At 73.0% G+C, this 1,312-nt stretch carries 3 protein-coding genes; all 3 read left to right on the top strand.

What is annotated here, in order from left to right:
* Positions 1–125 precede the first annotated feature (125 nt).
* The 3 genes from ACIQOV_RS41740 to ACIQOV_RS41730 all read left to right on the top strand — a co-directional run bounded on the left by ACIQOV_RS41740 (position 126) and on the right by ACIQOV_RS41730 (position 1,301).
* Positions 126–614, top strand: coding sequence for an Asp23/Gls24 family envelope stress response protein (locus ACIQOV_RS41740; RefSeq protein ID WP_401056407.1), 489 nt, complete (start codon positions 126–128; stop codon positions 612–614).
* A 64-nt stretch (positions 615–678) separates the two neighbouring features.
* The gene (locus ACIQOV_RS41735; RefSeq protein ID WP_359903317.1) at positions 679–870 is read left to right on the top strand and encodes a hypothetical protein; all 192 of its coding nucleotides are present in this window, start codon (positions 679–681) and stop codon (positions 868–870) included.
* 152 nt (positions 871–1,022) lie between these two features.
* Complete coding sequence (locus tag ACIQOV_RS41730; protein WP_401056405.1) at positions 1,023–1,301, top strand: hypothetical protein; 279 nt, start codon at positions 1,023–1,025, stop codon at positions 1,299–1,301.
* Positions 1,302–1,312: the final 11 nt, after the last annotated feature.

Genomic DNA, 1,312 nt, shown 5'->3' with positions numbered 1-1,312 from the left:
GGTGGGCTGCCGACGCTCGGGGGGCGGGGATCGTGGCGAAATGCCAGAGTTGGGGAGGTTTCCGATATAGCTGGTGCCGTACGACGGGAGAAGCGCCCATGCCTGACACTCCGACGCCCGCGACCATGCACAAGCACACCGGTGGTGGCAGCGCCCCGCCCTCCGGTCCGCCGGGTGCCGGCGGCGGTGCCAAGCCGGTGGGGGAGCGCGGCCGTACCGCGCTGGCCGTCGGCGTGGTGGAGAAGATCGCCGGCGTGGCGGCCCGCGAGGTCGCCGGAATCCACGCGCTCGGGTCCGGCCTCGCCCGTACCTTCGGCGCGATGCGGGACCGGGTGCCCGGCGGCAAGCCCAGCGTCGGGCGGGGCATCAAGGCCGAGGTCGGCGAGAAGCAGACCGCGATCGACATCGCCCTGGTGGTCGAGTACGGCGTGGTCATTCCCGAACTCGCCCGCCAGGTGCGGGAGAACATCGTCAACGCGGTCGAACGGATGACCGGCCTGGAGGTCGTCGAGGTCAACATCGCGGTCAACGACGTCCACCTCCCGGACGAACCGGAGTTCGAGGAGGAAGAGGAACCGGTGGCGCCGTCCGGGCAGCGGCCGAAGCTCAAGTAGCGCGTTCGGCGGCAGGTCGGGGGCGTCAGGCCCGACGGAGTAGCGGGAAACGAGGGAGTAGCGGATGAACCTGGCCATCGTCGGCCTGGTGGTGGGCATGGCCCTCGGCTTCGCCGGGTACTTCGGCGGGTTCGCGGCCTTCCTGCTGGTGGCCGTGCTCGGGCTGGTCGGCTTCGTGATCGGACGCCTGCTGGAGGGCGACATCGAGCTGGGCGACCTCGGGGACCTGCTCCGCGGCCGCGACCGGCGCCGCTGATGACGGGCCCCGTGTCGGTTCCGGTCGTGGTCTCCCGTTCCGGGTCGGGTTCGGGGCCCGGTCACGGTTCGGGTTCGGGTTCTGTTTCGGGGTCGGCTTCGGGGGCCGGGTCCGTGCCGGGGCGTCGGGGGCGGCTTCGGATCGCCGACCGGGTGTACGCCGGGATCGCGGCTCGGGCCGCCCGGGAGGTGCTGGCCGAGGCCTGGCCCGCCGGGCGGGCGAAGGGCGCGCCGCCGCACGTCTCGGTGACCGTACCGGGGAGCACGGTGCGGGTCCGGGTGGCTCTTGAGCTGCCGTTCCCCTCGGACGTCGCGACGCTGGCCGGGGCGGTGCGGGCGCGGATCGCCGAGCGGGTGGCGGGGCTGACCGGGGTCAGGGTCTCGGAAGTGGTCGTCGTGGTCGAGAAGTTAATGACGGGGGGCGCTTCGTGAGCGCGCAGGCC

Origin of the sequence: Kitasatospora sp. NPDC091257, assembly GCF_044757675.1 — a bacterium.
GTDB lineage: Bacteria > Actinomycetota > Actinomycetes > Streptomycetales > Streptomycetaceae > Kitasatospora > Kitasatospora lactacystinica.
This window is presented reverse-complemented; position numbering and strand designations above follow the sequence as displayed.